Consider the following 25483-nt stretch of genomic DNA (forward strand, 5'->3'; position numbering starts at 1 on the left):
AGCTCCGGATGATGACCATTGCAATCCCGCCCACGTTTGGAACTTCTCTTTTCCGGTTTACCCATAATCAGCCGCATAGCGGATGATTACGGGTAAACCGGGAATGAGAACAGTCATTCCGATGAAGGGGAGGGTGGGAAAGAATACTGCGTGAACGCAAATTAATGGGATTACCAGTAACTCCAAGCGTTTTTTGCTACTTTTTTGGGGTGCTTGCCAAAAAGTAGCGGACAGCAAAATACCCTCCCTTCCCTAATCCAAAAGAAGGGAGAATGTGCTTCATTGAAGGTATATAGGTTCCGTTCCCTGATTATAACAATACATAGTGTTATTTCTGAAACCATCAAAGCATATATGAAAATCATCGAAATCCTGTTCCGTGGCCAAACGAACCTTATCACTCAACAAAACCATGCATTGTTTATTGACAGATGTAGCCAAAGAGGTAGTACGTCCCGGCTTTATCTCCAATGCCACCACATAAGAAGTCCTTCGTGGATAGATATACCCAATAATTTCCTCATTGAGTACAACCAAACGAATAACATCTTCATTCAAAACGGGAATATTATTAATTTTGCCCATCATTGTTATAATATAAATCAGTTTATAATCATTAAAATACAATATCATTACAAATGATACCTATAATTTTTATAGGTAAACTTTTCCACCGAGACCACCTCATAAAGATAGTCTTCATGGCAAGAAGCCATTATACAGTTCTCACATTCAAGAATAGGATTTATAACTACACGGAATTTAATAGTGCCGTCCACCAGAACAAACTCCACCCGATTAAAGAACCCTTGTAGAGAATGCCCTTCCTTATCCATCAGACGCACTACTTCACCTGTAAAAACAGCCAATTCCTTAGCCTGCCATTTCGCTTTACGCAAACAACTGTTCGCCGCTTTGACGTTCTCATTCACCTCTTTTGTTCTTATTGCTTTCATACCAAAATCCTTTTTACATATTTATCTTGTCAAAAATCAAAAGTCAGCTGCGTAGCCCTTGCGTTGCTCTGAATCGACCTCTTCAATTCAGAATTATCCTCCATTGCATTTTCAAGTTTCCTAATAAAAGAAGTGTCACCTGCTTCCGTTATCTTTAAAATAGGCAACCATACTCCGGCTATCAGCTGTAAATCTATATGATAACTTCTCCAATGCTGCATTGTCAATGTATTCATCCATGCGACTTCACCGGGTACGCTATTCATCATCAGATTGACAACGGTCATCTTTACACAAATCAAATCTATATCCGAGCCATAACAAAAAAGCCTTCCTCCATCATTCTCTTCCGCACATTTTTTTACAGCGGAAAGTAGCATCCTGCCGGAACCACAGCACGAATCACAGACCGACTGTTTAGGTTTCAGCCTATTTCCCCCCATACATGCCATCAAATCAGCAACGTGTATCGGGGTAAAGAACTGTCCGTTATTCCCATGACTGACACACTCCATGAACATATCTCCCAAGACATCGCAAAATCCTTCCGAATATTCAGACACCCTATAAAACATTTGAACAAAAAGTTCCATTTCATATGGCTTATATCTTTTTTCCACTCTACGATAATCCTCCGCCAACATCCCGACAGACAAATAGTAAAGACAAACATCCAAAAAATCCCGAAAGGCTTCTTCATATCCCCGACTGAAAGCAAGCTTTTCATAAAGTTTCATTATCTCCTTTGGTATCATACTTTTCTGACTTCATTATTCACAACATTCTATATTCCTTGTGCCATAGATTTTATCAAAAGCCGCTTTTATCTCCGAGCGATATTTACAGTCCTTCTCAAAACAAAGTTGTTTTGTCCAAAAATCGAAATCAAAACCATCGGTATTATCAATCGTTACAGAAACATAATCAGTCATACCACTCTGACATACAACCGTATGCCGATTTACACAAAAGTGGTCATTTAAAGCAGTTTCTTTTCGGGTAATGCGTTCTACCATCTTATCTATCCACTTCATACTTATAATATTTTATGTAATTGCCCCATTCCAAGAGGCAGTTACGGTTATACTCATTAAAAATCGTTCTCGTTCAAAAACAGCACATCGCCTTTCATCACCATCCAATTAATCTCACTCAGATGATAGCCACAATGCCCACTCAAAAAAATCTCAATCTCTTCAGTGGTCTGCAATCTCCTGTCTGGGCTTATCACCGCAACATTACCGGAATTACAATCCAATACAGCCAGTTTCTCATAAGCCCACTCACCAAACTGGCAGAACTCGATAAAATTGGTATAGGTTATCCGTATGCTATTGTTTGCATCAAATTCAAGGGGTGACTTTGTAATGAATGAACCTGCATGATTCACCACCACAGAGGGGCTAATCTCTGCCAATGAAGATAAGCTGTCATCCCATCTAATCTCATAAAGGAAAAATCCTTTTGGCAATGAATTGCGGTCTATACGATAACTGGAAAAAAGACCGTCTATCGTTTCATTAATAACTAACTGTTCATAATCTCCTTCTAAATAGTGTACTCGTGACATAACTCGTTGTTTTTTGGGATTGTTAAACTTCTAATTTTATGCTTCAGCTAGATTTAAAGACCTTTTTTTAAAACCCCTTTCCGGGATGGCCTTTTCTTTCTGCCGACTTTTTTTTTGAGCTTTCATGCCCCATCTGAGTTTATGAGCCTTTTTTTTACGGCACACAACAATAAGGAAGGAGGGATTAAGAAAAGTTTTGGACGACAAAAAATGTTGGGGACAGCGAAGCCGTCCGGCGTTATTTTTTTCGGGACAAAGGGCGAAGACCGGAACTCTTTCGTATCCATCCACCGAAATAAATTTGCCGTTCAAAAACAAAGGGTCTCAGATGGGGCTATGAAAAACGCACATTAAGGGAGGCAGAAAACTAGGAAAAGGGCAGTACGGAAAGTAAAACAAGCCATACGGTTTTGCCTGCAAAACCGTATTCCTATCTCCCTGCCACAAGTGGCAGGGGGGAACGGGTTAGCAACGGACTGCCGGGACAAACGGTAAAAGGACGGGGCTGCAATACGGAAGAAGGAGGTTGTTTCGGCAATGCCGAAGCTCCGGATGATGACCATTGCAATCCCGCCCACGTTTGCAACTTCTCTTTTCTGGTTTGCCCATAATCAGCCGCATAGCGGATAACTACGGGTAAACCGGAAATGAGAACAGTCATTCCGATGAAGGGGAGGGTGGGAAAGAATACTGCGTGAACGCAAAAACACAGTATGTCATCTTAAAACAATATCTTTAAAAAGTTTTTCAGAAGAAATGCTTACCAATATCCTAATAATTATTACTTTTGATAACATAATACAACGATATGGAAAAGAAAAAGATTACAATAGAGGTAGAACCAGCTACAGCCGTAGCTACCGTCGGTTTATTGCGTGGGATATTTCCCAGTATCATCGAACAACTGGAAAGGCAAGCCGCAACAAACGGCAGCCCCTTAAAATTCAATAAAGTAGAAAATATGCAAGAAGTATTGGATGAGATTTATGAAAAGTGCATTGCCGAAACGAACCTCCGGGAGTTTGCCCAGGCGCACTTAAATAGTGACGGATTACCTAACTGATACAGAAATACGGAATCTGCCAGCCATCCTTATTCCAAATAACAAATGGTACAGAATTACACACCTGTCATGTGGGATGACAAAGCATTTGCCTTTGTCCCCTACGAAGCATTCAGTGATTTGCCACATTATCCCAAAGAAAAATGTGAGCAAATTTGCAAAGAGCTGAACAGCCTTATAAGACTATGTACTTATAGGCCGAAAAAGGAAGATATTTATTTTCATCCGGTAAGTTATGTACGTCGTTCCGGAGGTTTCATAGTTACGGATAATCAGGCATCCTTTGAGAAATGCCCCTATCCTGCTTGCGCAGACCGTCATAGCTGCCAAAAAATATGTGATTTGATGAACCGTATCATTGAAGAGTCTTAATTATATAAAATACCATGGAACATCCAAACTCCAAATGCAGAATAGCACAAGCTGAATATTTAAGTCGGCTACCTGAAGAAGAACGGGAAAATAAGGCCAGAGATATTAGAATCGGAAACGCCAGCTATATTTACCACCAACAAGCGGTTCCAATCCAAGAAAACAGATTGATAATGTATTATAAAGAGTGGTTGGAAGGTCTTCCTCCCAACATTTCACGCCATATGAGAATGCTTGGATTTGAAGCATGTAAGACAATGATTCCGTTTACGAGATATGTGAACGAAAGAAACGATATTGGTATGCGTGACTGGATGCAAGAGCATCTTTCACCGAGTGACTTCAACTATTGGCAGGAACTTTCGAAAAAAGCAGGTTCGCCAACATTTTAATCCCATCCCGTTCAATACGCTGCCTGAAGAATAAAAGGTGCGTATTAAACGAGAATATTTTTTAGCGTTTAGTCATCTCTTCCCGCACCAGTTCCGTTTCTGTCGGGGAGAGTTTCGGCAATTTGACAGTTGCCGGACTTTCTAACTGGTAAGCCTTCACCTCATTGATAAGCAGCTGCCAGTCAAAAAGAAATTCTTCGGAACAACCATGTTTACGATAAATTTCTTTTGCTGCTTCCAAAATCTCAGGAGCGCAAAAATCGTCTCCCTGAAAGACAACTGCCGGACGATCATTATTGATACAGTCTCTCAATAATCGTAACTGATCTTTCATTGTGTTTACCTATTATGCGTTCTGTTGTTTTACCATTTTCAAAAATTCGTCAGACGGTTTAAATGCCGGTATGTTATGAGCCGGAATAATCATAGTAGTATTCTTAGAGATATTCCGAGCTGTCTTTTGCGCTCTCTTCTTCACTATGAAACTACCGAATCCACGAAGATAGACATTTTCCTCCTTACCCAACGAAGTCTTTACCTCGTTCATGAATCCTTCCAAAACAGCAAGCACCGCTTTGCCGTCGATGCCGGTTCTGGCAGATATTTCCTTTACGATTTCCGATTTAGTCATTTCTTTATAATTTGAAAATTAGCGTGCAAAGATAATTAATCCAATGGATTATTTAAAGTCTGGCATCCGCAGCAAGCCCTGCCTTCGCCCAATGAAGTGTTAAATTGTTGCGTATGGGTCAAGTTCCTTAATCCGCTTACACAAATAATCAAAGCGTTTCTTGGTAAGCGGTGTGAGTGTATCGAGGTTCTTGCCATCGAAATTCTCTCCGAAAATAAGGTCGTCCACTCCTATGCCGTGATTGTAATTCTCGCGCACGCAATCACGCAGAATCCAAAGGTTATGCAGGTTCACCCAGTCGGCTGTAATGTTTCTGATTTTACTGAACAGCAGCGCAGCAGTGTAAAGGTAGTGTCCGCAATGGTTGTAGTCATGCAACACCAGCTTGCCCTGGTAATAGATGTCGAAATCCTTGTTTTCTTCATCTTCCTTTGTATCGCAGTAGAAGAATGGAATGTCTTTCAGACCGTCCCAATTAATATAAGTAGTTGGCTTCATAATATCTTTTTTGAATACGCTACATAACCTGTTATTTGCACACTTTCCATTATTCACAGAACATTTGATGAAACACTTCCTTCAGTCTTTTTATCTCACTGAAATTCAAATCTCCAATCTTTCTTTTCAGCCGGCTTTTGTCCACCGTGCGAATCTGATCCGTGGCTATCTCCCCATCACGCCCGGCTACAGAACACAGAACCCGGTAAGGATAGTTCCTTATGGTGGAGGTTATCGGAGCAATGACTACTATTGTAAGGTACATATTCAAATCTGAAGGAGTTACAACAACACATGGCCGTGTCTTTGCCATTTCACCCCCACGGGTAGGGTCTAACTCTACCCAATACACTCCATACTGTTCTACCATGTCCAATCCTCAAACTTTTCATCCTCAAACACATCAGGGATAAGCAACTCATCATCCCCATTCTCATGGGCACGTTTGGCAGCTTCCGCCCATCCCTGCCGTGGTTGTGCCTTTATCACAATATTGTTCCCGTCCAAAGAAATGCTCACAGCCGATTTCAAGGACAAACGCAACTGTTTCAATATCTCGGAAGGAAGTATTATCCCCTTGCTGTTTCCAATCTGAATAATGTTTGTTACCATAATGTTATAACTTTAAAATTGATTATCACAACACAAATATAGACAAAGTTATAACAATACCAAAAGAAAAGCCAACTTTTTTCCATTTTCACCGATAACCCGGCCAACGGCTGCACTCGTCGGGAGGCTAGTGCCCCCCTTGCCGTGCGGCGCTCCCCGACCTATGATTCTTATCATGTCTTGTGTCCTTTTCTCCGCTTCTAACAAACAAATCTGCATAAAATATAGATTTGCGTTTCCATTTGAATTTTAGTTATTTGATACCCTAACTATGAATAGCAAACAGATAACTGATTTTTAAAACAGCAGAATGTTTCTGTTTTATTAAAATAAAAAGGGAACAAATTTTTAAGGTAATACTTACGGAAAAAACAGACTTTATAACGTTTCTTTTTCGTACATTTGCAACAATATAATAAAAGCGAAACATATAATGGAGAAGCAAGGAGAAATCATACTATACCAACCGGATGAAGCTGTAAGGTTGGAAGTACGTTTAGAAGATGAAACCGTTTGGCTCACACAAGCGCAGATAGCAGAACTTTTTCAACGTGACAGAACCGTTATTACCAAACATATAAATAATGTTTTTAAGGAAAAGGAATTGGAAGAGAAAAGCAATGTGCATTTTTTGCACATTGCTAATTCCGATAAGCCTGTCAAGTTCTTTAGTCTAGACGTAATAATTTCAGTTGGATACAGAGTTAAAAGCGTAAGAGGTACGCAATTCAGGCAATGGGCAAATAAAATTTTAAAAGAATATTTATTGAAAGGTTATTCTATAAACCAACGGCTCAATGACATGGAATATAGAATGAACAATAGATTCTTCCAAATAGAGAAAACCATTGCTGAACATGATGCAAAGATAGACTTCTTTGTACGCACCTCATTGCCTCCGGTGGAAGGTATATTCTTTGACGGTCAGATATTCGATGCGTATAAGTTTGCTACAGATTTAATAAAGTCTGCCAAATGCTCACTTGTGCTTATCGACAACTATGTAGATGAATCCGTGTTACTCATGTTGAGCAAACGAAACAGTGGAGTATCAGCTACTATTTATACACAAAATAAACGCACAGCTCCAACTTGATTTAAACAAACACAATGACCAATATCCTCCCATTGAAGCTAGAACCTACAAAAGTAGTCATGACCGCTTCTTAATCATTGATAATACGGAAGTATATCATATTGGGGCATCGCTAAAGGATTTGGGCAAGAAAATGTTTGCTTTCTCCAAACTGGAACTTCCTGCCCATACGATAATTGATGTATTATGAAATAAGCTAATCACCCATGCGAGAAGCGGAAGAGAATATAAAATTCAAGATGGAAATTGACGTATTGGTTCCCATTCCACGTACTGTCACCCGTGATTTCACCAGTTTGAAGCACCTGCGTCAATGGCAGAAACGGAATGACATCGATGGTTCTCTTTACTGTTTTGCACACCGGGAATACCTGCTCAACGAAAAGGGAGAATGGGAACAATTTACCGTTATCGGCAAACAGGTAGTGACTATCGGAGAACTGGAAAGGCTTCTTTTGGCAATGAAGCAAAAGGGGTTCAACCAATACAGCCGTGAGGAATATGAAGAATTAATGTCTTCATATTTGAAAAAGTGAAGAATTAAAACCTTCATTACACATTTAAATACGAAAACAGGATGAAAATAGGATATGCCCGTGTTTCCACCAAGGAACAACATCTGGATATGCAACTGGAAGCGTTGAAGGCTGCCGGATGCGAGAAAATCTTCTCTGAGAAAATGACCGGACGTCAACAAAACCGCCCGGAACTGGATGCCTGCCTGAGCTTTCTCCGGGAAGGCGACACACTTGTCGTATATAAGCTGGACCGGCTTGGCCGTTCGCTGAAGAATATCCTTACGCTATTGGAAGATTTCAAGAATAGGGGCATCCAATTCACCTCACTGCAAGACAACATCAGTACGGAAGGCGCAATCGGCCAACTGATGAACAACATTCTCGGTGCTTTCGCTCAGTTTGAAAGAGACCTTATCTATGAGAGAACCCAAGAAGGCAGAAGAATCGCCAAGGAAAAAGGTGTCAAATTCGGCAGAAAGACACTTATCAACAAAAACAACATCGCCAAGCAGAAAAGCTGCATCCAACTCTATGAATCCGGAACGCCGGTAAGGGAGATACAGAAAATATTAAACATAGGCAGTAGCGGAACAGTATATCGCCTATTAAGAAGGAATGGAATTGCGCTGAAATCCGAGAACAAAAATAACAAATAACGAATAAACCTCTGCCCATCCTTCAAAGATGATTCTCAAAGATCGTCTGCAATTCCACCTCTCAGCAAGATTATAGGAAAGTCCCCTTCACGGGGACTGATTTTTTTTAATTTTAATACAATAACTCCATGCACTCCTGTACCGCTTTTTCCAATGCTTCTTCCAAACAACAAAAAGCGTCCGCATTACTTTCGGAGTCATACAACACATAATCTCCAGCCCTCACAACCACATGCCAGACCGCCACGTTTTGTTCTGTTTGAAACGTATATTCACGAGTCTGTATCATCCATTGGATACATGCTGCCAGTGTCGGGCACTCGCACATATACATCGGGGTATTCCTTCCCTCAATATCGGTGCGTAGCCTATCCTGTTTGTCATACCAATACTCACAAGGCACGTAATAGTATAATTCCTTCATCATAAGAGCTGTGTCGCTATTAACCAATCTCTCTTTGTTGATTTGTGTAATCAAATTTTCCATATTAGCATTATTTAAGTTGAACATCTGATTTATTCTTCAGCTAGATTCAAGACCTTTTCATTTTTTGTATCGGGAAGGTCTTTGGTCAGCCGACCTTTTTTTTGATGTCATTCCCCATCTGAGTTCTGAGCCTTTTTTCGGCATATCAAGGTCTGGATTGCAAGCAATAAGCCAAGTTTCACTTATGGAAAATGTCGGGAAGACACTTCTTCATCGTTATTTTCCATACAGTAAAGGCGCATGGCCGTAACTTGCCATTTGCGGAATCCCGAAACCTTTGCCGAGCAAAAAGCCGGACTCGGATCGGAGGAAAGAAGCCGGGGGAGGCAGCCCACAGAAAGGGCAATCCGATACAATCAAGAAATTAACCTGCTATACCCTTGTGCGAGTGAAATAATCCATCATAGACACTACATACCTAAGTAGTGGTATCAATACACCGATCACATATATCATAGCGTAGCCCAAAAGGACAAAAGGTAATGTTTTACGATAAAGACATGCAACAGCGAGCAATATAAACGAAAAAGAAAAGCCATAAACCCCATATTGAAAACCGGGTATCAACTCATAAACAGGTACGGGTTCCGGATGAAGCATGGCTCCGGCCACAATAGAATAAAGGCTGGTCAATAATATAAGCAGCGTATATAAGCAACTCTTAAGAATCCTGGGATCATTCCTTTTACAATAGAGAATCGTTCGGATATCACTTCTAAGAAACTCAATGCCCAGTAAGAGAGCCACCATAACGCCTGTATCAAAAGTAGAAAATACATTCATTCCGATCACCTTTGGCGCGAAGATATGTATTTATTCTGAAAAGCCACGTCTTTGCGTATTTTACGATGTCGCATCCGATAGTCCGGGAAGCATTTTTTTGGTTCTTTTTTGGGGTGACTGCCAAAAAAGAACCCCGAAGCCGAAATCCCGGGCAGACGGGATTTCTCCCGTCCACCTTACCTATTTTGCAATCTTCCCTCGTCCGCATAGCTATAATAGTTATTGCCTGCCACAATCACATGGTCAACCAAACGGATGTCTAATGTTTCAGCGGCTTTTTTAACTGCTTCCGTCAAGCGGTCATCCGCACTGCTGGGCTTGCGTGCTCCTGATGGGTGGTTATGTACCATGATAAAAGATACGGCGTTATAATACAATGCCTGCTTCATGATAACCCGTATATCCACAGGGGCGGTATTTATCCCGCCGCATGAGATACGGACTTTACGGATGAGTTTGGACGAACTGTTCAGCAACAGCACCCACATCTCTTCAGTAGCTATATCGCACAAAACAGGATGCATCATTTTATAAACATTATTGCTGGATAAAAGCGCAGGACTTTCAACTTGCCCTTCTTTCAGCCGTTTATATAGCTCAATCGCCGCATAAGCGACTTTTTTACGGCTGGGTGTTAGTGTTTCCAGTACATCAGACAAGCACAATCCTTCTATTTCCATCTGTTCATACTTATATTCTTCACGTTTCAGTTTCTCACTGTTCGTCAAGGTATAAATCAACTCGCTGTTTTCCATCACCCGATAAACGTCATTCACTTCAAATACGGTTCTCTTCGTTTTCATACTGCCAAAAATTAAAAGATTAATACTCGCAAACATCGCTTGTCGCCCCAACCATAAATTTTTCCTCAACTGATTGGGAACAGTGCATTGAAGAGAAAGCGGGAAAGACGGATCAGAACGGGATTGAACTGGTAAATACTACCTCCCGGAATGGGAGGATGGAGATTTGGCTTTTCAATATCGGGCGTTCCGGCCACGCCTACCTTCGCAATGTTCCTATCAGTTCAGGAAAAAATCATCATACCTCTCTTCCGGCATAGCCGGAGCGTAGAGCGTTAGGGATAGCAGGGAAAAGCCTGGAGGGTAACGAGGACTTGCAACGAATAGCCCGGTCAGAAGGGAACGCCCTGAAAAACTAATTCGGATACAGAAGATGAACAGAACCGCCTTCCAATCATATAAAAAAACGTGAAAATCAACACATACTTCCGAAAAATCTTTTTCCGAAAGTACGTATAGGGCATGTGAAGGGAAAATTTATTTTCCCAGTCATTTCTATGTTATCGCTTTGGGGATATTTAAAGGGGTTAGGAGTTTAGGTCTTTATTATGTATTTTGGTGGATGGTTTTACACAGCCGATACCTTTTATTTAAAAATTTCTCTCTTTTATTTCACTGATATACCGACATATAAAAAAAACAGGGATTACCTATTCCCTTCATTAACGGGTGGACGGTTTTACACAGCTGACAAGTGAAACCGGACGCTTTTACACAACTAAAGCAAAAGGAGTGGACGGTTCTACACAACTAGAAGCAACAAACGGGACACTTCTACACAACTAAAACAGGCAAAGCGGATGACTCCACACATCTAATCACCCCAATAGGGACACTTCTACACAACTAATTCTATAAAAAACCGTGAAACGTGGACGGTTCTACACAGCTGGATCGTCCATGTTCACCGCCCCGTCCGTCTCCGGAGATATGAACTCTTCAGGAGCAGGAGCAACTTCCGTTCCATTGGCACTCTCCAACTCTTCCTGTGCCCATCCTTCCGGAAACCTGCCGAATACAGCCACGAAATCACTGATATATATCTGTTTCTTCTTTTCTACGCTTTCCGGGGAGTTTGCCCATAAAAGGAACTCTTTATACAGTCCGGCATCTTCCTCCACCTCTTTGATCTTCTTCCTCCTGACAGCCATATCCGTGTCCGGGTAGGCAATCTCGACATACAGCCCAAGCAGGTTCTTATAGAATTTCTTCACCACGACAGCATATTGTCCTTCATCAAAATAGTGCAGCGTATGCCTAGGAAACGAGAACAACACGGTATATGCCCATCTCTCATGATCGCCTTTCACAAAAGAGAAATTGAAATTGGTATATTTCAGGTAAGTATTCATCTTTTTCAGTATCGAGGCGACCTTCTTTTTCCGGTCTTTGGGTTCGGCAATCTCTATGCCGAGCTTTTTAGCCAGCTGATCGACTGTCAGCACATAAAAAGGAGCCTCATTCTTGGTGGTCTTATACTTGATCAGGTAAACCATCTTGGAAAGTTCCAGATAGAAATAGCGGTAACGGCTGGGCAGGCTACGGTAATCCTGAAGTTCCAAGAGGTTATAGAGCGAGAACATGAAATTCTTTATCTCCGGGCTTACCACTGCCGAGTACAGCCTTTTCGTTGACTTCTTCGTCTTGAAATCGGTCATTATGTCGAAACGTTTCAAGATCTGCACGAAATTATAGGATGTACGGCCATCCTCGCCAATGGTCGGATAGCAGAGGTTCTCCAATCCCAGTTTATAGAGAGCCGCCTCAAAAACCGTCTCGATAGGATGGCTGATTCTCTGTCCTGCCGTGTCGGTACATACATATTCCGGCTGCATATTCTTTCCGAACATGGCCGCGAGCTGCCGGCTATCCAGCTTGCGCTGCAAGTTGGTACGGTCATACCCCATCTTACGGCAGAAGTCTTCTACGGAGAACCAGGAAGTCCCGAACAAGTCTTTGAGGTGATAGCTGCCCAGGTATATGATCAGATCGAGCATGACATTTCCACCTGCCTCATACAACCGTTCAATCAGCACGGAATTATAGCTTTCCCCAAGCACCCTAGGGACACGAATCAGTTCTTTTGCCATGATAATACTTACAAAATCAATCCTTTCTCTGTTTTCATTGCCACAAAGATAGGCATACCGGCCAACATACGCGTCATAATTATCAATCAGTTTTAACGGTATGACCGGTATGGGAAAAGGAGAAGTACTTTCCTGAAGAATGCTTTATCCGCCCTTCATCAGAAAGAAAGCATCTTACACCTGTACCCCATAGACATCCTATATTACTTTTTCAGTTCTTCCGATAAAAAGGAACGGTCTATCAATACTTGCACCAATGGTTTCTCTTTGACAAACTCATCAAGCTCACGCTTTATCAATTTATTGCCCAACCCTATGCGTCGTCCAAATTCCTCGAAATCCTTCCGCCCTACCTGATGAGCAATTTGACTCCACATTGTCATCTGTAATCGACTCAACCCTCGGTCTAAGGTGTAGATCGTTAGGTTATCAGTACAGCGAAATCATCCGTTCTCTCATGAGTATCTACTTCTGTGGTGGCTCATGTATTGAGGATGTCACTACTCATTTGATGAACCATCTCTCGCTTCATCCGACACTTCATACTTGTAGTTCTGATACTATCCTCAGAGCGATAAAGGAACTGACGCAAGAAAACATCTCATACACATCAGATACGGGTAAGAACTACGATTTCAACACGGCTGACACTCTCAATACTTTACTGCTCAATTGTATGTTTGCATCTGACCAACTGAAAGAGGGTGAGAAGTATGATGCAAAGCCTACATACAAGAAGTTCTCTGGTTATCGCCCTGGCGTGGCGGTTATTGGTGACTTGATTGTTGGCATTGAGAATAGCGATGGTAACACAAAAGTTCCATTTCATGGCACGTTTTCTCGCCATGGCAGAGCTTAAGTAAACTTAGCTCTGCTCATCTGGCTTAACGAAAACCTTCGTTTTCATCAGAAGGACACGCTGAAGAGGTTCTTTGAGAGATTTGAACAGAACAGGCTCACTATCAATCGTTTCAGAGCTGATTGCGGATCATGTTCCGAGGAAATCGTGGAGGAAATAGAGAAACACTGCAAGTCCTTCTATATCCGCACTAACCGCTGCAGTTCGCTCTACAATGACATATTTGCTCTCAGAGGCTGGAAGACTGAGGAAATCAATGGCATTGAGTTTGAATTGAACTCTATCCTTGTTGAGAAGTGGAAGGGTAAAGCATACCGACTTGTGATTCAAAGACAGAAACGGATGGATGGTGTGCAGGATCTTTGGGAAGGAGAATACACATACCGTTGTATCCTGACTAACGACTATGAATCTTCCGTAAGAGAAATTGTCGAGTTCTATAACCTTCGTGGAGGAAAGGAACGTATCTTTGATGATATGAACAATGGTTTCGGGTGGGACAGATTGCCCAAATCCTTCATGGCCGAGAACACTGTGTTCCTTCTTCTTACAGCACTTATCCGTAACTTCTACAAGGCCATTATCCAAAGACTTGACGTAAAGAGGTTCGGACTCAATGCAACAAGTCGCATAAAAGCGTTTGTCTTCAGGTTTATCTCTGTACCAGCCAAGTGGATCAGGACATCAAGGCGGTATGTGCTGAATATCTATACCTGTAACAATGCTTACGCAGATATTTTTCAGACTGATTTTGGATAACGCCTACAACTTATGGGTATGATACTGCGTATTGTCTCAAGTCGCATTGTGGGGTAAGGGGATGTTGTAGGCAGAAGTGGGTGTTTCTGCCTCAATTTATCTGATAATTCAGTAATGAGAGGACGTGTACACGCAAGAAGGACGTTGAAGGGCTTAGTTGCGGATTTGAGGCAGGTAAGAAAATACAAAGAATTAACAGCAACCGAGAAACTGAAATACCGTATCGCAGTGAAAATGACGGCAGCCGACTACTTCCGCCTGCTGACACGATCGCATGAGGCGGGCGTATCACCAAGCGAGTACATGAGGGAATGTTTCCGTAACGGTCATGTGAAAGAACGGCTGTCGGAGGAACATGCCGGATACATCCGCCAACTCTGCGGCATGGCTAACAATCTCAACCAGCTTGCGCGTAAGGCAAACGCCGGAGGCTTCCACGATGAACGGTGGGACTGCAAGGTGGCAGTGGCAAGGATTCATGAACTTATAACCAAGATAGGGATATGATGGCGAAAATCGTAAAAGGAAGCGACTTCAAGGGTGCGGTGGATTACATCATCGACAAGAAGAAGGATACGCAGATAGTAGCAAGCGAAGGCTTGTTTATGGAAAATCTGGAAACTATCGCCATGAGTTTCAATGCCCAGTCACGGATGAACGATAAGGTGACAAAACCTGTCGGACATATCGCGTTGAGTTTTTCCAAAGAGGATGAGTTACGGCTGACGAACCGTATCATGGCAGGCATCGCGCTTGAATATATGGAACGGATGGGAATCAAGAATACGCAGTTCTTCATCGCCCAGCATTTCGACAAGGAGCATCCGCACGTGCATATTGCTTTCAACCGCATAGACAACAACGGCAATACCATATCGGACAGGCACGAGCGTCTGCGCAGTACCCGCATCTGCAAGGAATTGACCTTGAAATACGGCTTGCATATGGCTGGCGGAAAGGACAATGTCAAACGCAACCGCCTGAAAGAGCCAGACAGGACGAAATATGCGCTTTACGACATCATCAAAATGGAAGTCGGCAGATGCGGCAACTGGAACGTGCTTATCGCCAACCTGAAACGGCAGGGAGTGGAAGTACATTTCAAGCATAAGGGGCAGACCAGCGAGGTGCAGGGTGTTGTATTCTCCATGAATGGCTACCATTTCAACGGCTCCAAAGTGGACAGGCGTTTCAGTTATTCCAAGATTGACGCGGCTTTGCAGCACAACAGATGCAGGGAACGTATGGGAATAACAGCCGGAATATATGAAACGGCTACACCAAGCGCACCGTCCGGCACGGCACAAAGCGAGTTGTTCAACGGCTCTTGGGGATTGCTAAAAAGCAGTGGCTCATCTTATAACGCTGCTGATGCGGAAGCCAATCAGGAAATGGTGGATATACTTCGCAGAAGGAAGAAAGTTAAGCGCAAGAGAGGTGTTGGGTTCTAATATTCTGTACTAATCCAATTCTCACGACACTTGCGCTCTATATTCATTCGGAGTGTAACCTACCTCTTTCTTGAACAGTCGGGTAAAATGTTGCGGGTACTGAAAACCGAGATTATAGGCGATTTCATTAACGGTGTCGTCTGTAGATGCAAGTTCCGTCTTGGCTATTTCAATAGACTTGTCATGAATGAAATGCAGGGCGGTTGAACCTGTTTCTTTTTTCAATAAATCACTGAAATAGTTGGGCGAGAGGCAGAGCTTGTCTGCACAATACTGTACAGTGGGCAAGCCTATCCGTTTAGCAGCCCCATCATGGAAGTATTCGTCAAGCAACCGCTCAAATCTTGCGAGGATGTCTCGGTTTTGGTTGTCGCGTGTGATGAACTGACGGTCATAGAAACGTGTGCAGTAATCAAGGAACGTCTTGATGCTGTCTGTGATGAGGTTCTTGCTGTGACGGTGTATCGGATGGTTCAATTCATATTGAATCTTGTGGAAGCAATCCATGATGATTTGCCGTTCTTCCACACTAAGGTGCAATGCCTCGTTTGTCTCGTAGGAAAAGAACGAATATTCACGCATTATCCGCCCGAGAGGTGTATTCCGCAGCAGGTCGGGATGGAACATAAGCAGGTAGCCATCTGGTTGGAACTGCATGCCGTCATCTTCCGCACCGAACACCTGTCCGGGCGCGATAAATATCAGTGTGCATAATTATTCCTAAGTCTGTGAAACCGGAACGCATGAAGCAGAATCTCGACATATTAGACTTCACCCTGTCGGCCGACGACATGGCACGGATAAAGACGCTGGATACCGACAAGCCTTTCTTACTCGGCTCGCACGAAGATCCAGAAATCGTAAAATGGTTCATGCAGTACAAAAACGCCTGAACATCAACAACCATATTTCGATAGCCGCTATCGACTATATTAAGAAGTTATTCGTATATGCCTTTATTGTAATCCGTCATGTACTGAGTAAATGTTTTGCCTGTTTGCTGTTTGAAGAAGCGCATGAGATGGCTCGGATCAGAGAAATTGAAATCATCCGCCATTTCACTGACAGTGCGGTTGGAGAATAGCAATTCGTTCTTCAGTTCCTCAAGCAGACGTTGTTTTATCAAATGGGTAGCTGATACTCCGAATTGGGCTTTTACTGAGTTATTGAGTGTGATGCGACTGACATGAAGCATGTCTGCATATTCCTGCACCCGCTGGTGGGTGCGGATATTCTGTTCCAACAAGTCCTTGAACCGAAAAGCGAAATTGTTTTTAGCAATTTCAGCGGGCAAGCAATAGGCGGCAGCGTATGTACGATTGATAATCAGCAAAAGATAATATAGTAAGGAAACAATGATATTGTACGTATCGGACACTGGATTCATCAGCTCATACTTAATCTTTCCGAGCAGCCGCATATATTCCTTCATTTCGTCATGTGTGGCATTGATGTAAGGCGGCGTATCTGTCTGGTAACAATACAAAAGGCGAAAAACGAAGAACTTGTCGGCGATAAAAGTACGCATGAAATCTTCGCGGAATATAAGGAACGTGTAATCCAACGCCGTCTCATCTACATGCCACTCTTGTTGCTGATGGGGTGAAAGCAGGAGAACCATGCCGTCGCGCAGTTCAATCTTGCGGAAGTTCAGTAGCAAATATCCGTTTGCCTTACGGAAAAAGTAGAAGCTGAAGAAGTCTGTCTTAAACCGCTTGTTTTCTGTCAGCACAAGTCCGATGTCCTTGTTTATGGCAGTATTGATGTAAAAATCCACGCCGCAGCGTGTCTTGTTGAACGGTACGCTGACCAGTCGATCAGGGTTGATTATCTCGTCCATATCCTTGTCGTTTTTGCAAAGATAATAATTTCATTTATCAAAATGGCATAATTACCGTTTTTTCAGGCATAGATGTTTCGCCGGATTCTTCCGAACTTTGCACCCGTAATCAATAACAAGACATATAGTCATGAAAAAGACATCTACAGTACAATTGGTGCGCAATGCCACCTTGAAAATCAGGTATGCGGGACACACCATGCTAATTGACCCCGTTTTAGCCGACAAAGGCACTTTGATATCGGCCCTCGGTGTGAATAAAACACCGAGGGTACACCTCACCATTCCTATTCAGGATATTATCGGAGGCGTGGACATGGTGCTCCTGACCCACAATCACATCGACCATTACGAGCCGAGTGTCCCCACACATTTGCCCAAAGAAATTCCTTTCTACGTTCAGCCCCAGGACGCGGACGCCATCAGAAACGACGGATTTACAAATGTGATACCCATCGAAGAAATAAAAACAATAGACGGCATATCCATTTACCGCACGACCGGACATCATGGTTTCGGGCAGATCGGGCAGATGATGGGACCTGTATCAGGTTATGTGCTAAAAGCCGAGGGCTTCCCGACCGTTTATATAATGGGTGACTGCCGATGGGAAGCATGTATCCGAGACACCGTGGAACGGTTCAATCCTGACTATATCGTGGTAAACTCCGGAGGTGCAATCTTTCCCGAATTTTCCAAAACGGACGGTCCTATCATCCCCGACGAGAACGAAGTGATGCAGATACTTGACGAATTGCCTTCGCATATCAAGCTGATAGCCGTACACATGGATGCCATCGACCATTGCCAGACCACCCGTGCAATTCTGCGCAATGAGGCAACGCATCACGAAGCCGACATGAGCCGGCTGATTATCCCGGAGGACGGAGAAACAGTTGTGTTATGAGTGTCTGCATTAAATCCCTGATAAAAAACATGAACATAGTGGTAGGGTGCACTATAGGATGCCCTTACTGCTATGCCCGTAACAACTGCCGCCGTTTCCACATTACCGACGACTTTTCCGTGCCTGAATACATGGAACGAAAACTGCGCATCATCGATACGTCCCGTCCTCATGTGTGGCTCATGACAGGAATGAGCGATTTCTCCGATTGGAAGCCTGAATGGAACGCAGAAATTTTCGAGCGGATCAGCAGCAATCCCCAGCACGCCTATATCTTTCTGACGAAGCGCCCTGACAAAATCAGTTTCTCCTCTGACGACGAGAACGTATGGATGGGCGTGACCGTTACGCGCAGTTCCGAGAAAAGGAGGATTGATGATTTGAAAAAGAATATCAAAGCACGACACTACCATGTCACGTTTGAACCTCTCTTCGATGATATCGGCGAGATTGATTTCGAGGGAATTGACTGGATTGTCATAGGCACAGAGACCGGAAACCGAAAAGGAAAGTCATATTCGCGCCCCGAATGGGTGCTTAGCATTGCAGAACAGGCAAAGGCTCATGGCATACCGGTGTTCATGAAAGAGGATTTGCTGCCGATTATGGGCGACGAAAGAATGATTCAGGAATTGCCGGAACAATTTACCAGACGAATACAATGAATATGGATACAATAAAGGAAATAGATGTAAAGAGTGTAATGACCAAATCCTCTCTGCCGGTGGGAGGATATTCGGTCAACCCTTATGTAGGGTGTCCCCACGCCTGCAGGTATTGCTACGCATCGTTCATGAAACGGTTCACCGGGCACACCGAGCCGTGGGGTACGTTTTTAGATGTAAAAAACTGGAAGCCGATAACGAATCCTCATAAATACGACGGTGAACGTGTTGTAATAGGGTCTGTGACGGACGGTTACAATCCGTATGAAGAAGAATTCCACCGTACCCGAAGGCTGCTCGAAGAGCTGCGAGGAAGCGATGCCGAGATTATGATATGCACAAAGTCCGATCTTGTCCTTCGCGATCTCGACCTGTTGAAGAGTTTTCCCAAAGTGACTGTGTCATGGTCTGTCAATACGCTCGACGAGCAGTTCTGCGCAGATATGGACAACGCCGTAAGCATTGAACGCCGTCTGAAAGCGATGCGTCAGACATACGAGGCAGGTATCCGCACCGTATGCTTCGTCTCGCCCATATTCCCCAGAATAACAGACGTAAAGGCAATAATAGAGGAGGTAAAAGATTATGCTGATTTAATCTGGCTTGAAAACCTGAATTTACGCGGGCAGTTCAAAGGCGGGATAATGACGTATATCCGTGAGAAGTATCCTGACCTCATACCGCTTTACGAGGAAATTTACAATAAAAAAAGGCTTGAATACTGGCAGGCATTGGAGCAGGACATTTCAAATTACGCCAAGGAGCAGGGCTTCCCGTATCGTATAAACGATCTGCCATACGGACGCTCGGAAAAAGGCAAACCTGTCATCGTAAACTACTTCTACCACGAAAAAATACGATTGACAAAATGAGGCTATGCCGGACTGATGCAGAAAAGTTGTAGCGCGGATAAAAGCACCATGTATGTGGATAATATCCGGCAATCTTCCGAGCGTATGCGGGAGATGCTCAACACGCTGCTGGATTTCTTCCGTCTGGACAACGGCAAGGAGCAACCCAACCTTTCCCCTTGCAGGATTTCCGCAATCACGCATATTCTTGAAACGGAGTTCATGCCCATTGCCATGAACAAGGGGCTGACTTTGATAGTGGAGAGCCACACCGATGCGGTGGTTTTGACCGACAAGGAACGTATCCTGCAAATCGGCAACAACTTGTTGTCAAACGCCATCAAGTTCACGGATAACGGTAGTGTATCATTGGCAGCGGATTATGATAACGGTTTGCTGAAACTTATCGTTGAAGATACCGGTACGGGCATGACCGAAGATGAGCAACAACGAGTATTCGGTGCATTTGAACGTCTTTCAAATGCCGCCGCAAAAGACGGCTTCGGATTAGGCTTCCTGCAACCAGCCGTTATCCAACAGCCGGGTTAAATGCGTCCTCCCTATCTCGGCCGTCCCTTGCAGGACGACACAGCGGTCTTTCTCCTGGAGCTTTCTTAATTCCTCCAGTGAAGCCGCCATTTTCTCCGCCATTGTTGCCATAACCGTTTTTATTTAGATTCTGATTATTTTCGTGCAAATACTCGTTTTTAGACACGTGTAAATACTCGTTTTTAATTATGTGCATTTACTCGTATTTGTTGCAAAAATACAATATTTGTTCCGATAATCAGCTACTAATGAAGTCTTTTTTTACTTGTTGTATCGTCGAAACGGCCTTTCCCGTGAGCTTCGCCACGTTCCGGTTCGAGTAGCCTTTCTTTAACAAGGCGATCGCCTCCCGGTATTCCTCTTTCCTCTGTTCGGCCGTTTTCCGGCTTCCCGGCTTCCGTCCCAGCCTGCCCCCTTTCTGGATGTACAACTCCCGTCCGCTATTAAGGCGGTCGATGATCCCCTGGCGTTCGATCGCGGCCAGTTCCCCCAACAGGGTAGTGATCAGAGAGGACAAGGGGTTTACCGTCTTGTCCGGCCGTAACGTTTCCAGGTTCAGGTTTTGAATATACACGCATATTTTATGCGTGTGCAGCGTATCGAGTGACTTTAGGATCTCCAGGGTTGAACGCCCCAGGCGTGAGATCTCGGTCAGCAACAACATATCCACCCGGTTCTGCGGATCTGTGCAGTATTCCAGGCAACGGCTTAAAACCGGGCGTTCGATATTGGCCTTTCGTCCGCTTATCTTTTCCTCAAAGACCGCCGTCACCTCGTACCCCCGTCCGGCTGCGAACCTCTCCAGATCGACAACCTGCCGTTCGGTCGATTGCCTGGCCGACTGCGAGCTTACACGTGAATAAATAACCACATTCATCCCTTTTGCTTTTGTTCTTCCTTATCTATTGTTTTAATCACCTTATCCACCTCTTTCAAGGAGGCATTATTTCCGGATCTATCCAAAAAAGAAATTCGCTAATTAACCTATAATTACTATCTTTGCATTGTAATGCTTGGTAAAGCCTCTGTTATCAAAACACGTAACCAAGTCAAGGATATACCCGTTCATCAAGAACGGGTTTTTCTTTTGCGACAGCCCATTCATAAGACAAAGGATATTATAACAGGTCAGTAATCACAGCCGCCGGAATATCCAGCTTTGAGAAAGCGAACATCTTTTTCCCCAGATCCTTTAACGAGGCTCCGATATGGTACACGTCCGTTTCATCAACGATCAGGAAACGGTCGTGACTGTCCCGGTACGTCCTGATGTCGATAGGTGGGTACTGGCTGTTATGCCTGTCAAGATCAAGTTGGAGTTGCTGCGTGATACGCTGGGTGTAAATGGTGGCCGAGACACCGACGCTGCGTTTACTCAACATGAGCAAGACCGTTTCGTCCACATAGTTGTCGATAAGCACGATCGAACGCCTGGCCGACTTTACCAGATCGGTAGCGAACTTGTACGCATCGAAAATCTGGCCGTTATAAAAAATGCCTTCGACCGGGGGCAAGGCAGTACGCACAAAAAAATCTATCTTCTCGGTATGTTGAGCGACAGTCCTTTCAAGTTCTGACAAACGTTTATTAATGGAATACCCTTTTAAAAGATAGTCCTTTAAAACCTTATTCGCCCATTGCCTAAATAAAATACCTCTTTTACTATTGACACGAAACCCAATGGATATGATCGCATCCAAATTGTAATAAGTCAGATTGCGCATCACTTGCCGTTTGCCTTCCTGTCGAACTGTTCGGAAATCCCGAACAGTTGAACTTTCCTCTAATTCTTTCTGATCATATATGTTTTTTATATGCTCGCTTATATTTGCTTTGCTGGATTGAAAAAGATCCACAATTTGCGCCTGTGTCAGCCAAACGGTTTCATCTTCCAGCCTCACTTCCAACTTGACCGCTTCATCCGGCTGGTATAATATGATTTCTCCCTGTTCCATTACTTATTTACCTTTTCTTAATTCATCAAGCCTCTGCATCGCACCGCTGAACTTCTCACTAAACATCATATCATCGGGCAAAACAAACCAGGTGGGAATACCTCTCGACTGTGGATTACCTATACATTCATCTTGCCCGTTCTGTTTGCGGTAATCGTCCCATTCACTATAAGCGATGTTCCAACGAATACCTAATTTATAGGTATTTTCCCATTTAATAATAGCCAGTGAATAGGCCGGATCATCTTTGCCGTCATAAATCACTTCTACAACTTCAACCATCCCTTTAGGGGAATTTATAAACTTCGGATTTTTATACGAATAAGTGCTCATGTCTTTTATTTTTTATTTATAGCACACAAAGATACTCAAAAACAAATATATACATATATACATACGTATGATTAACGTATAAAAACATTTATGGTTATTCTAATCTTTGATTAATTCCGGTACAGAAACAAAACGTACCGAAAGGTGGAAACCGGATTTATTTCGGTACGCTTCCCCGATCGGCACAAAAAACACGCAAAAAACGAAAAATACTACTTTTAGTATTTTAGTATATTAGTTTTTGACTATATTTGCGGACATGACAACCATTTAAAAAACTGAATTTATGAGCAAAGCAAAAGTAATCTCCGTATTGAATCACAAAGGGGGAGTAGGAAAGACTACAACCACGATCAACCTGGGCGGCGCGTTACGTCAAAAAGGGTACAAGGTTCTTTTGATCGACCTTGACGGACAAGCCAACCTGACTGAATCGCTGGGCTTCTCTGCGGAGCTTCCCCAAACGATCTACGGCGCGATGAAAGGCGAATACGACCTGCCGATCTACGAGCATAAGGACGGCCTTAGCGTCGTTCCCTCCTGCCTGGATCTCTCGGCCGTTGAAACGGAGTTAATCAACGAGGCCGGGCGGGAACTTATCTTAGCCCACCTTATCAAGGGCCAAAAGGAGAAATTCGATTATATCCTGATCGACTGTCCCCCCTCGCTGTCGCTGCTCACGCTTAACGCACTGACGGCCTCGGATCGGCTGATTATCCCGGTTCAGGCTCAATTCCTGGCAATGCGTGGAATGGCCAAACTTATGCAGGTCGTCCACAAGGTGCAGCAACGTTTGAACTCGGATCTTTCGATAGCCGGGGTTCTGATAACCCAGTACGACGGAAGAAAGAACCTGAACAAGAGCGTTTCGGAACTGGTACAGGAAACATTCCAGGGCAAAGTGTTCAGCACCCATATACGCAACGCCATTACGCTGGCCGAAGCCCCGACACAAGGGCAGGATATTTTTCACTATGCCCCCAAATCTGCCGGGGCAGAGGACTACGAAAAGGTATGTAACGAACTGCTAACAGAAATAAAGTAACCATATGGCAAAGAAGAACGATTTAAAAAACAGTATGTCGGCCGGGCTGACCGGGGGATTAGACAGCCTGATCCAATCCACGGCCGGGCAAAAAGAGGCTCAAAAGCCGAAGAAAGCGAAAACCGTGCATTGTAATTTTGTCATGGACGAAACCTATCACCAGAACTTAAAGCTGATCGCGATCCGCAAAGGCGATTCGCTAAAATCGGTATTGCAAGAGGCTATATCTGACTACTTGGATAAAAACAGTTCCCTGCTATAACAGCGTATCGGGAATATACAGGGCAAACACTCCACAAAAGAAATTCTCCAGGAAAAAGGTACGCAAAAAGCACCCCTACACATCAAAAAGTATATTGAAAATGCGATTCCCTATAAAGAACCCGTTGGCGGGATTAATCTTGCGTATGTTTAACCTGCCAACGGGTACGATATTAATAAACGTTTGGATTAAGGTTGGGGTCGGGGTTGGACGTTTACGTCTTTATTAGCTGCATCAACCCAGTCTGCTGTCTCTGCATCAAACTGGATCGGATTCAACACAGCCTCTCCCTGATCATCAAAACCACCACCGAAAATCAACGTGTAGATATGACGCTTGCCCTGTTCCCATGTATCTCCGAACGGAACATAAATTGTTTTGTATTCGCTTGCTGAACCCAACAGATAAGCTCCGGACTGCCGGATTTTGCAGGCGATCTCCAGATAACATTGCAACGCAATGTCGGCCTGCTCCTTGGTTTTGCTGTCTCCGGAAACAGTCCAAGCAGTCAGCGTCTGTGGTATGTTCAGCATAGGAGTATCTGTGGTAATATTGGTAACTGGGTCATTACCTTTGACCGTGATGTTTTCGTTTTGCACTACGGTATATGCGTTCTTACCTAATGGCCCAGACGAAGTCCAACTTCCCGTTCCTTTGGCTGCCGTAGGCAATGTGAAGGTATCGGAAAATTTGATATTATGAATCTTGATCATGTTGATGTCCACCTGCATGTTATCGTATTGGGTCTTTGCTTTGAATACGACCTGTGACAGAATATGCTTGAAGGTAAATTTCACTTTTCCACTGTTCGTGTCTTTTGTCTGGCCTTTGGCTATGGCATACATCACGTCGTGGTTTTCATGACCATGGGTGCCTCCATACTCATCGATGCAGGAATAATATATCTTTTGTTCATTCTTGGTGGCTTCCCACATATAATGAGCGCCCTTGTCGCCTTCAATCGCTGTGGGATTGAACGCGTAAAAGTCCAAAGCCTCGTTAGGCCAATAACGAAGGTCGTTCGGATCGTCATAATCCCACTTACCATTTTTGTACACGATCTTCACTCCGGCATGTCCAAAATCCTCGCTGCTCGTTCCCATGAAGGCAGTACCATTCCCCGTAAAAGCGAACACGTCGAAATCGGTGCTCGTCAAGTTGTCGGGGGTAGTAGGGGTAGCCCTCGTTTCCGCCGCATTACTTAACACGTTAAAACCAATCGCATTTCGTGAGGAGGTTTCCACATTCGCAATCTCCTCGTCTGAGCAACCCATCAACAATGTTCCAAAGATTGCCCCAAGCATTACTGTACTTTTTTTCATAAAATGAAAATTGTTAATAAATATAATTAATAAAACTCGATTACAACACTATATCCATATTCACATCATCCCAATCATCAACGTCCACATCAAATCCCGCACCGTCACTTCCCGGCTCGGATGGTACCTCATAATCAAAATTCAACACCAGATGCACA

The 25483-nt window shown here is 43.6% G+C and carries 35 protein-coding genes and 4 pseudogenes; 17 read left to right on the forward strand and 22 right to left on the reverse strand.

From position 1 onward, the window contains the following. Positions 1-279: 279 nt before the first annotated feature. The 5 genes from DWZ47_RS28270 to DWZ47_RS28290 are packed head-to-tail and all read right to left on the reverse strand — an operon-like array spanning position 280 to position 2526. Positions 280-588, reverse strand: coding sequence for a hypothetical protein (locus DWZ47_RS28270; protein ID WP_224263218.1), 309 nt, complete (start codon positions 586-588; stop codon positions 280-282). A 44-nt stretch (positions 589-632) separates the two neighbouring features. Then, positions 633-956: a hypothetical protein gene (locus tag DWZ47_RS28275; protein WP_005868762.1), complete on the reverse strand. Its 324-nt coding sequence runs from the start codon at positions 954-956 to the stop codon at positions 633-635. Positions 957-985: 29 nt separating this feature from the next. Continuing rightward, complete coding sequence (locus tag DWZ47_RS28280) at positions 986-1711, reverse strand: N-6 DNA methylase (protein WP_005868764.1); 726 nt, start codon at positions 1709-1711, stop codon at positions 986-988. 15 nt (positions 1712-1726) lie between these two features. Further along, positions 1727-1990, reverse strand: a complete 264-nt coding sequence (locus DWZ47_RS28285; protein WP_005868765.1) for a hypothetical protein — start codon at positions 1988-1990, stop codon at positions 1727-1729. Between the two features lie 56 nt (positions 1991-2046). Next, positions 2047-2526, reverse strand: coding sequence for an LPD28 domain-containing protein (locus DWZ47_RS28290; RefSeq protein ID WP_005868767.1), 480 nt, complete (start codon positions 2524-2526; stop codon positions 2047-2049). Between the two features lie 410 nt (positions 2527-2936). Between DWZ47_RS28290 and DWZ47_RS31340 the strand changes: the two genes are divergently transcribed. The 4 genes from DWZ47_RS31340 (at position 2937) to DWZ47_RS28315 (ending at position 4353) form a co-directional block, all read left to right on the forward strand. After that, a complete protein-coding gene (locus tag DWZ47_RS31340; protein WP_117515498.1) occupies positions 2937-3137 on the forward strand; it encodes a hypothetical protein in 201 nt (66 codons plus the stop codon). A 197-nt stretch (positions 3138-3334) separates the two neighbouring features. Next, a complete protein-coding gene (locus DWZ47_RS28305; RefSeq protein ID WP_005868768.1) occupies positions 3335-3589 on the forward strand; it encodes a hypothetical protein in 255 nt (84 codons plus the stop codon). 45 nt (positions 3590-3634) lie between these two features. Next, positions 3635-3961, forward strand: coding sequence for a hypothetical protein (locus DWZ47_RS28310; RefSeq protein WP_005868769.1), 327 nt, complete (start codon positions 3635-3637; stop codon positions 3959-3961). 14 nt (positions 3962-3975) lie between these two features. Continuing rightward, positions 3976-4353 (forward strand): hypothetical protein, encoded by a 378-nt coding sequence (locus DWZ47_RS28315; RefSeq protein ID WP_005868770.1) that lies wholly within the window; start codon positions 3976-3978, stop codon positions 4351-4353. Between the two features lie 61 nt (positions 4354-4414). Here the strand turns inward: DWZ47_RS28315 and DWZ47_RS28320 are convergent, their stop codons facing one another. The 5 genes from DWZ47_RS28320 to DWZ47_RS28340 form a co-directional block, all read right to left on the reverse strand. Further along, a complete protein-coding gene (locus DWZ47_RS28320) occupies positions 4415-4687 on the reverse strand; it encodes a hypothetical protein (RefSeq protein WP_005868772.1) in 273 nt (90 codons plus the stop codon). A gap of 12 nt (positions 4688-4699) precedes the next feature. Beyond that, positions 4700-4984, reverse strand: a complete 285-nt coding sequence (locus tag DWZ47_RS28325) for an HU family DNA-binding protein (RefSeq protein ID WP_005868774.1) — start codon at positions 4982-4984, stop codon at positions 4700-4702. Positions 4985-5083: 99 nt separating this feature from the next. After that, a complete protein-coding gene (locus DWZ47_RS28330) occupies positions 5084-5482 on the reverse strand; it encodes a hypothetical protein (RefSeq protein WP_005868776.1) in 399 nt (132 codons plus the stop codon). A gap of 49 nt (positions 5483-5531) precedes the next feature. Next, positions 5532-5852 carry a type II toxin-antitoxin system PemK/MazF family toxin gene (locus tag DWZ47_RS28335; RefSeq protein ID WP_005868777.1) on the reverse strand — a complete coding sequence of 107 codons (321 nt, stop codon included), beginning with the start codon at positions 5850-5852 and terminating at the stop codon, positions 5532-5534. Continuing rightward, the gene (locus DWZ47_RS28340; RefSeq protein ID WP_005868778.1) at positions 5846-6094 is read right to left on the reverse strand and encodes an AbrB/MazE/SpoVT family DNA-binding domain-containing protein; all 249 of its coding nucleotides are present in this window, start codon (positions 6092-6094) and stop codon (positions 5846-5848) included. Before DWZ47_RS28340 ends, DWZ47_RS28335 begins: the two co-directional genes overlap by 7 nt. A gap of 433 nt (positions 6095-6527) precedes the next feature. Here DWZ47_RS28340 and DWZ47_RS28345 point away from each other — a divergent pair. From DWZ47_RS28345 to DWZ47_RS28360, 3 genes and pseudogenes are all read left to right on the forward strand, one after another. Then, positions 6528-7380 (forward strand): annotated as a pseudogene (locus DWZ47_RS28345) (virulence RhuM family protein). Between the two features lie 16 nt (positions 7381-7396). Next, positions 7397-7726, forward strand: a complete 330-nt coding sequence (locus tag DWZ47_RS28355) for a hypothetical protein (RefSeq protein ID WP_005868780.1) — start codon at positions 7397-7399, stop codon at positions 7724-7726. 41 nt (positions 7727-7767) lie between these two features. Next, on the forward strand, positions 7768-8364 hold the full coding sequence (locus DWZ47_RS28360) for a recombinase family protein (RefSeq protein ID WP_005868781.1): 597 nt from the start codon (positions 7768-7770) through the stop codon (positions 8362-8364). Between the two features lie 112 nt (positions 8365-8476). Here the strand turns inward: DWZ47_RS28360 and DWZ47_RS28365 are convergent, their stop codons facing one another. The 5 genes from DWZ47_RS28365 to DWZ47_RS28390 form a co-directional block, all read right to left on the reverse strand. Continuing rightward, positions 8477-8875, reverse strand: coding sequence for a hypothetical protein (locus tag DWZ47_RS28365; protein WP_005868782.1), 399 nt, complete (start codon positions 8873-8875; stop codon positions 8477-8479). A gap of 348 nt (positions 8876-9223) precedes the next feature. Then, positions 9224-9634 (reverse strand): hypothetical protein, encoded by a 411-nt coding sequence (locus tag DWZ47_RS28370; protein ID WP_005868783.1) that lies wholly within the window; start codon positions 9632-9634, stop codon positions 9224-9226. Positions 9635-9810: 176 nt separating this feature from the next. After that, a complete protein-coding gene (locus tag DWZ47_RS28380; protein WP_005868785.1) occupies positions 9811-10437 on the reverse strand; it encodes a RadC family protein in 627 nt (208 codons plus the stop codon). An 881-nt stretch (positions 10438-11318) separates the two neighbouring features. Continuing rightward, positions 11319-12527, reverse strand: coding sequence for a hypothetical protein (locus tag DWZ47_RS28385; protein WP_005868786.1), 1209 nt, complete (start codon positions 12525-12527; stop codon positions 11319-11321). Positions 12528-12730: 203 nt separating this feature from the next. Next, positions 12731-12904 carry a hypothetical protein gene (locus DWZ47_RS28390; protein WP_224201638.1) on the reverse strand — a complete coding sequence of 58 codons (174 nt, stop codon included), beginning with the start codon at positions 12902-12904 and terminating at the stop codon, positions 12731-12733. Here DWZ47_RS28390 and DWZ47_RS28395 point away from each other — a divergent pair. From DWZ47_RS28395 to DWZ47_RS28410, 3 genes and pseudogenes are all read left to right on the forward strand, one after another. Further along, positions 12886-14145: pseudogene (locus tag DWZ47_RS28395) on the forward strand (IS1380 family transposase); the annotation flags it as partial. The gene DWZ47_RS28390 and the pseudogene DWZ47_RS28395 sit on opposite strands and share 19 nt — an antisense overlap. A 114-nt stretch (positions 14146-14259) precedes the next feature. Further along, a complete protein-coding gene (locus DWZ47_RS28405) occupies positions 14260-14652 on the forward strand; it encodes a MobC family plasmid mobilization relaxosome protein (RefSeq protein ID WP_005868789.1) in 393 nt (130 codons plus the stop codon). Further along, positions 14649-15596, forward strand: a complete 948-nt coding sequence (locus tag DWZ47_RS28410) for a relaxase/mobilization nuclease domain-containing protein (protein ID WP_004329305.1) — start codon at positions 14649-14651, stop codon at positions 15594-15596. The genes DWZ47_RS28405 and DWZ47_RS28410 overlap by 4 nt, the downstream gene beginning before the upstream one ends. A 21-nt stretch (positions 15597-15617) precedes the next feature. On the opposite strand, the gene DWZ47_RS28415 is transcribed toward DWZ47_RS28410, so the two are convergent. Next, the gene (locus DWZ47_RS28415; protein WP_004329304.1) at positions 15618-16277 is read right to left on the reverse strand and encodes a helix-turn-helix domain-containing protein; all 660 of its coding nucleotides are present in this window, start codon (positions 16275-16277) and stop codon (positions 15618-15620) included. Between the two features lie 23 nt (positions 16278-16300). On the opposite strand from DWZ47_RS28415, the gene DWZ47_RS30360 reads away from it, so the two are divergent. Next, positions 16301-16489 carry a hypothetical protein gene (locus tag DWZ47_RS30360; protein WP_005775886.1) on the forward strand — a complete coding sequence of 63 codons (189 nt, stop codon included), beginning with the start codon at positions 16301-16303 and terminating at the stop codon, positions 16487-16489. Between the two features lie 47 nt (positions 16490-16536). Here DWZ47_RS30360 and DWZ47_RS28420 read toward each other — a convergent pair whose 3' ends face one another. Continuing rightward, the gene (locus tag DWZ47_RS28420; RefSeq protein WP_004329302.1) at positions 16537-17436 is read right to left on the reverse strand and encodes a helix-turn-helix domain-containing protein; all 900 of its coding nucleotides are present in this window, start codon (positions 17434-17436) and stop codon (positions 16537-16539) included. 130 nt (positions 17437-17566) lie between these two features. On the opposite strand from DWZ47_RS28420, the gene DWZ47_RS28425 reads away from it, so the two are divergent. The 4 genes and pseudogenes from DWZ47_RS28425 to DWZ47_RS28440 form a co-directional block, all read left to right on the forward strand. Beyond that, positions 17567-18343 (forward strand): MBL fold metallo-hydrolase, encoded by a 777-nt coding sequence (locus DWZ47_RS28425; protein ID WP_004329300.1) that lies wholly within the window; start codon positions 17567-17569, stop codon positions 18341-18343. Further along, entirely contained in the window at positions 18340-19008 is a 669-nt protein-coding gene (locus DWZ47_RS28430) for a radical SAM mobile pair protein A (RefSeq protein WP_004329299.1), read from the forward strand. Before DWZ47_RS28425 ends, DWZ47_RS28430 begins: the two co-directional genes overlap by 4 nt. Then, entirely contained in the window at positions 19005-19880 is an 876-nt protein-coding gene (locus DWZ47_RS28435) for a radical SAM mobile pair protein B (RefSeq protein ID WP_004329298.1), read from the forward strand. The genes DWZ47_RS28430 and DWZ47_RS28435 overlap by 4 nt, the downstream gene beginning before the upstream one ends. Then, positions 19881-20372: pseudogene (locus DWZ47_RS28440) on the forward strand (sensor histidine kinase); the annotation flags it as partial. 274 nt (positions 20373-20646) lie between these two features. On the opposite strand, the gene DWZ47_RS28445 reads toward DWZ47_RS28440, so the two are convergent. The 3 genes from DWZ47_RS28445 to DWZ47_RS28455 form a co-directional block, all read right to left on the reverse strand. Next, entirely contained in the window at positions 20647-21285 is a 639-nt protein-coding gene (locus tag DWZ47_RS28445) for a recombinase family protein (protein WP_117515500.1), read from the reverse strand. Positions 21286-21526: 241 nt separating this feature from the next. Next, entirely contained in the window at positions 21527-22363 is an 837-nt protein-coding gene (locus DWZ47_RS28450) for a virulence RhuM family protein (protein ID WP_007564633.1), read from the reverse strand. A 3-nt stretch (positions 22364-22366) separates the two neighbouring features. Next, a complete protein-coding gene (locus DWZ47_RS28455; protein WP_007564632.1) occupies positions 22367-22696 on the reverse strand; it encodes a hypothetical protein in 330 nt (109 codons plus the stop codon). Between the two features lie 286 nt (positions 22697-22982). On the opposite strand from DWZ47_RS28455, the gene DWZ47_RS28460 reads away from it, so the two are divergent. Both DWZ47_RS28460 and DWZ47_RS28465 read left to right on the forward strand, forming a co-directional pair. Continuing rightward, positions 22983-23741 (forward strand): ParA family protein, encoded by a 759-nt coding sequence (locus DWZ47_RS28460; RefSeq protein WP_005868802.1) that lies wholly within the window; start codon positions 22983-22985, stop codon positions 23739-23741. A 4-nt stretch (positions 23742-23745) separates the two neighbouring features. Continuing rightward, complete coding sequence (locus DWZ47_RS28465) at positions 23746-24003, forward strand: hypothetical protein (protein WP_005648607.1); 258 nt, start codon at positions 23746-23748, stop codon at positions 24001-24003. 188 nt (positions 24004-24191) lie between these two features. Here DWZ47_RS28465 and DWZ47_RS28470 read toward each other — a convergent pair whose 3' ends face one another. Both DWZ47_RS28470 and DWZ47_RS28475 read right to left on the reverse strand, forming a co-directional pair. Then, entirely contained in the window at positions 24192-25325 is a 1134-nt protein-coding gene (locus DWZ47_RS28470) for a fimbrillin family protein (RefSeq protein WP_117515502.1), read from the reverse strand. Positions 25326-25365: 40 nt separating this feature from the next. Then, a pseudogene (locus tag DWZ47_RS28475) lies at positions 25366-25483 on the reverse strand (DUF5119 domain-containing protein); the annotation flags it as partial.

The sequence above is a fragment of the Bacteroides sp. AF32-8BH genome, from assembly GCF_003435205.1.
Classification (GTDB): domain Bacteria; phylum Bacteroidota; class Bacteroidia; order Bacteroidales; family Bacteroidaceae; genus Bacteroides; species Bacteroides ovatus.

Excerpts from the sequence above, each read along its gene's own strand:
- DWZ47_RS28270 (WP_224263218.1), bottom strand. The coding sequence starts at position 588 with ATGATGGGCAAAATTAATAATATTCCCGTTTTGAATGAAGATGTTATT.
- DWZ47_RS28275 (WP_005868762.1), bottom strand. The coding sequence starts at position 956 with ATGAAAGCAATAAGAACAAAAGAGGTGAATGAGAACGTCAAAGCGGCG.
- DWZ47_RS28280 (WP_005868764.1), bottom strand. The coding sequence starts at position 1,711 with ATGATACCAAAGGAGATAATGAAACTTTATGAAAAGCTTGCTTTCAGT.
- DWZ47_RS28285 (WP_005868765.1), bottom strand. The coding sequence starts at position 1,990 with ATGAAGTGGATAGATAAGATGGTAGAACGCATTACCCGAAAAGAAACT.
- DWZ47_RS28290 (WP_005868767.1), bottom strand. The coding sequence starts at position 2,526 with ATGTCACGAGTACACTATTTAGAAGGAGATTATGAACAGTTAGTTATT.
- DWZ47_RS28305 (WP_005868768.1), top strand. The coding sequence starts at position 3,335 with ATGGAAAAGAAAAAGATTACAATAGAGGTAGAACCAGCTACAGCCGTA.
- DWZ47_RS28310 (WP_005868769.1), top strand. The coding sequence starts at position 3,635 with ATGGTACAGAATTACACACCTGTCATGTGGGATGACAAAGCATTTGCC.
- DWZ47_RS28315 (WP_005868770.1), top strand. The coding sequence starts at position 3,976 with ATGGAACATCCAAACTCCAAATGCAGAATAGCACAAGCTGAATATTTA.
- DWZ47_RS28320 (WP_005868772.1), bottom strand. The coding sequence starts at position 4,687 with ATGAAAGATCAGTTACGATTATTGAGAGACTGTATCAATAATGATCGT.
- DWZ47_RS28325 (WP_005868774.1), bottom strand. The coding sequence starts at position 4,984 with ATGACTAAATCGGAAATCGTAAAGGAAATATCTGCCAGAACCGGCATC.
- DWZ47_RS28330 (WP_005868776.1), bottom strand. The coding sequence starts at position 5,482 with ATGAAGCCAACTACTTATATTAATTGGGACGGTCTGAAAGACATTCCA.
- DWZ47_RS28335 (WP_005868777.1), bottom strand. The coding sequence starts at position 5,852 with ATGGTAGAACAGTATGGAGTGTATTGGGTAGAGTTAGACCCTACCCGT.
- DWZ47_RS28340 (WP_005868778.1), bottom strand. The coding sequence starts at position 6,094 with ATGGTAACAAACATTATTCAGATTGGAAACAGCAAGGGGATAATACTT.
- DWZ47_RS28355 (WP_005868780.1), top strand. The coding sequence starts at position 7,397 with ATGCGAGAAGCGGAAGAGAATATAAAATTCAAGATGGAAATTGACGTA.
- DWZ47_RS28360 (WP_005868781.1), top strand. The coding sequence starts at position 7,768 with ATGAAAATAGGATATGCCCGTGTTTCCACCAAGGAACAACATCTGGAT.
- DWZ47_RS28365 (WP_005868782.1), bottom strand. The coding sequence starts at position 8,875 with ATGTTCAACTTAAATAATGCTAATATGGAAAATTTGATTACACAAATC.
- DWZ47_RS28370 (WP_005868783.1), bottom strand. The coding sequence starts at position 9,634 with ATGAATGTATTTTCTACTTTTGATACAGGCGTTATGGTGGCTCTCTTA.
- DWZ47_RS28380 (WP_005868785.1), bottom strand. The coding sequence starts at position 10,437 with ATGAAAACGAAGAGAACCGTATTTGAAGTGAATGACGTTTATCGGGTG.
- DWZ47_RS28385 (WP_005868786.1), bottom strand. The coding sequence starts at position 12,527 with ATGGCAAAAGAACTGATTCGTGTCCCTAGGGTGCTTGGGGAAAGCTAT.
- DWZ47_RS28390 (WP_224201638.1), bottom strand. The coding sequence starts at position 12,904 with ATGTGGAGTCAAATTGCTCATCAGGTAGGGCGGAAGGATTTCGAGGAA.
- DWZ47_RS28405 (WP_005868789.1), top strand. The coding sequence starts at position 14,260 with ATGAGAGGACGTGTACACGCAAGAAGGACGTTGAAGGGCTTAGTTGCG.
- DWZ47_RS28410 (WP_004329305.1), top strand. The coding sequence starts at position 14,649 with ATGATGGCGAAAATCGTAAAAGGAAGCGACTTCAAGGGTGCGGTGGAT.
- DWZ47_RS28420 (WP_004329302.1), bottom strand. The coding sequence starts at position 17,436 with ATGGACGAGATAATCAACCCTGATCGACTGGTCAGCGTACCGTTCAAC.
- DWZ47_RS28425 (WP_004329300.1), top strand. The coding sequence starts at position 17,567 with ATGAAAAAGACATCTACAGTACAATTGGTGCGCAATGCCACCTTGAAA.
- DWZ47_RS28430 (WP_004329299.1), top strand. The coding sequence starts at position 18,340 with ATGAGTGTCTGCATTAAATCCCTGATAAAAAACATGAACATAGTGGTA.
- DWZ47_RS28435 (WP_004329298.1), top strand. The coding sequence starts at position 19,005 with ATGAATATGGATACAATAAAGGAAATAGATGTAAAGAGTGTAATGACC.
- DWZ47_RS28445 (WP_117515500.1), bottom strand. The coding sequence starts at position 21,285 with ATGAATGTGGTTATTTATTCACGTGTAAGCTCGCAGTCGGCCAGGCAA.
- DWZ47_RS28450 (WP_007564633.1), bottom strand. The coding sequence starts at position 22,363 with ATGGAACAGGGAGAAATCATATTATACCAGCCGGATGAAGCGGTCAAG.
- DWZ47_RS28455 (WP_007564632.1), bottom strand. The coding sequence starts at position 22,696 with ATGAGCACTTATTCGTATAAAAATCCGAAGTTTATAAATTCCCCTAAA.
- DWZ47_RS28460 (WP_005868802.1), top strand. The coding sequence starts at position 22,983 with ATGAGCAAAGCAAAAGTAATCTCCGTATTGAATCACAAAGGGGGAGTA.
- DWZ47_RS28465 (WP_005648607.1), top strand. The coding sequence starts at position 23,746 with ATGGCAAAGAAGAACGATTTAAAAAACAGTATGTCGGCCGGGCTGACC.
- DWZ47_RS28470 (WP_117515502.1), bottom strand. The coding sequence starts at position 25,325 with ATGAAAAAAAGTACAGTAATGCTTGGGGCAATCTTTGGAACATTGTTG.